Source organism: Nocardia sp. NPDC057663 (assembly GCF_042799895.1).
In the GTDB taxonomy this organism is placed as follows: Bacteria; Actinomycetota; Actinomycetes; order Mycobacteriales; family Mycobacteriaceae; genus Nocardia.
This window is the reverse complement of record NZ_JBHVHX010000015.1, coordinates 1-2810: the sequence shown is the minus strand read 5'-3', so window position 1 is coordinate 2810 and position 2810 is coordinate 1. Positions and strand designations below refer to the sequence as shown.

Genomic DNA, 2810 nt, shown 5'->3' with positions numbered 1-2810 from the left:
TTTGGGGTGGGTGTGTTTTCTGTTTCGGGCCTGGTCCCCACCTGGCGGGGCCCCCTCCGCCCCCCCCGGCCCCCCCCCGCGGCGCGGTACCCGCTCTCTGGTTCCCGTCCCGCGGCCGTCGAGTTCTGGAGCTCCTACGCGTCGCCGGTGAGTTCCGCGGCGCGGTCCTCGGCGTCGGTTTCGTCGTCGACGTCGGCGGCAGCGGCATTGAGGAACCACTGCAGGCCGTCGTCGGTGCGTCCCGCCGCGACCAGCGCGTCGGCGTAGGCGTAGAACAGGCGCGCGGCGGCCGAACCGGTGCGCGCCGGATCCAGATCGGGGGTCTGCAGCGTCACGACGGCCTGGTCGAACTGACCCAGGTCCATCCGCGCGCCGGCGACCACGATCCGCAGCTCGGTGGCCTCGTCACCACTGAGCGCCTGTGCCTCTTCGCTGCGGCCGAGCTCGATGGCCCGTTCCGGCCTACCGAGTCCACGCTCGCAGTCCGCCATCACGGCCAGCAGCCCGGAGCCACCCGACATACGTCGCGCGGTCCGCAGCTCCGAGAGCGCCTCGGCCCATTCCTCGGCGTGATAGGCCACCACACCCGCGGTCTCGCGCACCACCGCGATGCGGCCTGCCCGCTGCCGGGCGGCTCTGGCATGCGCCAGGGCTAGGCGGGGATCGTCTTCGAGCAGCTCGACGGCCATCACCATGTGCCGGGCGACGGTCTCGGCGTTGTTCTTGTCCAGGCTCAGCAGATCGCGGCGCACGGCCGGATCCAGATCGGAAGCCTGGACGTCTTCCGGCAGATCCGGCTCGTCCGGTCGTGCGGCGCGGCGGTCGGTGGACCGTCCGCCCGCGGTCCGGGCGCCCTCGCCACCACGACGGCGGTCGTCACGGTCATCGGCGCCACGGCTGCCGTAGCCGGTTTCCGCCGCGCGAGCCGAGGTGTCTGCCGCGGCTTCGCGGTCGTCGGCCGCCTCTTCGATGTCCTCGTTCGTCGCTTCGGCGACCTCGTCCGCGGACTCGGCGCGCTCGGTGGTCGAGGAGGTGTCGTCGGACTGCTCAGTGGACGCGGGTGCGATCTCATCGCTTGCTGCCGCCTCGACGTCGGCCGATTCGATGTCGGCCTGCTCGATACCGGTGGCATCGGCGTCCGATGCTGCCGCCGACGAGACGACGCCAAGGACATCGCCTTCGCGCTCACGTCGCTTCTCGCGGTATGTACCGTCCAGCGGTGCACCGTCCTCACCGATGTAGCGGGTCCCACCGGAGTCGCCGCCCCGCTTGAAGCCACCGCGTCCGCGATCATCGTCGCGGCGGAAGCCGCGGTCGTTGTCGTCGCGCCGCTGGTAGCCGCCACGATCCGAGCTCTCGCCGCGCTTGAAGCCGCCACGGTCCGAGCTGCCACGCGAACGGTCGTCGCCCTCGTTGCGGCGGAAGCCACCACGATCGCCGGAGCCACCACGGCCCGCATCGTCACGACGCTGGAAACCACCACGGTCACCGCTGTCGCCACGACGGAAACCACCACGATCGGCACCGCCGCGCGAACGGTCGTCGTCGCGCCGGAAGCCACCACGGTCACCGCCACGCGAACGGTCTTCGCCCTCGTTGCGGCGGAAGCCACCGCGGTCACCGGAGCCACCACGGCCCGCGTCATCGCGGCGCTGGTAACCACCACGGTCGCCGCTGTCGCCGCGACGGAAGCCACCGCGGTCGCCGGAGGAGCCACGACTCGCATCGTCGCGCTTCTGGTAACCGCCACGATCACCGCTGTCGCTGCGGCGGAAACCGCCACGGTCGCCGGAGCCGCCACGGCCCGCATCGTCGCGACGCTGGTACCCACCACGGTCGCCACTGTCGCGACGGAAACCGCCGCGATCGCCACCACGGTCCGAACCACCGCGCGAACGATCGTCGTCGCGCCGGAAGCCGCCGCGGTCACCACGGTCGTAGCCGCCGCGCGAACGGTCGTCACCTTCGCGGCGCTGGTAGCCGCCGCGATCGCCACCACGATCCGAGCCGCCACGGGGACGATCGTCATCGTTGCGGCGGTAGCCACCACGGTCACCGCCGCGGTCGAAACCGCCTGCGGGACGGTCGGATTCGTCACGGCGACGGAACCCGCCGCGGTCACCGGAGGAGCCCCGGCTCGCGTCGTCGCGCTTCTGGTAACCACCGCTGTCGCTGCGCCGGAAACCACCGCGGTCGTTGTCGTCGCGCCGCTGGTAGCCACCGCGGCCCGCGTCGTCACGGCGCTGGTAGCCGCCGCGATCCGAGCCACCGCGCGAACGGTCGTCGTTGTCGTTACGACGGAAGCCGCCGCGATCGCCGGAGCCGCTACGGCCTGCGTCGTCGCGACGCTGGTAACCACCACGATCATCGCGGTTGTAGCCGCCACGCTGGCCCTCGGAGCGGTCGGAACCGCCACGGCTGCCACGATTGTCGTCGTTGCGGCGGAAACCGCCGCCTTCGCCACGTCCTGCGCCACGGTTGTCGCCGTGACCGCCGCGGGGTCGATCGGTCGGTTCGCCGCGCCGGCCGAAACCGCGGGCGTCTCCGTCCCGGCGGAAAGGCTTCCGTCCGTCGTTGTGCTCCGACACGGCGATCCCTTTCTAGATTCCCCGGCCTCGGGGAGTGTTGTCGTGGCCCCGCCTACAAGAATTCAACCACGGGCGGAGGACGGGGCATCGTCCGCCCGGCGTGCCAGGGCCGTCTTCGGCCCACAAACGCCGATAGGGGACCCAATTCTGGGTCCCCTATCGCGAAGGATGTTCCGGCGGTGTCCTACTCTCCCACACCCTGTCGAGTGCAGTACCATCGGC

At 71.5% G+C, this 2810-nt stretch carries 1 protein-coding gene; it reads right to left on the bottom strand.

Annotation, left to right across the window (positions count from 1 at the left end; genetic code table 11):
- Positions 1–134 precede the first annotated feature (134 nt).
- Positions 135–2588 carry a hypothetical protein gene (locus ACFVAV_RS25575; RefSeq protein WP_379037798.1) on the bottom strand — a complete coding sequence of 818 codons (2454 nt, stop codon included), beginning with the start codon at positions 2586–2588 and terminating at the stop codon, positions 135–137.
- Between the last annotated feature and the right edge of the window lie 222 nt (positions 2589–2810).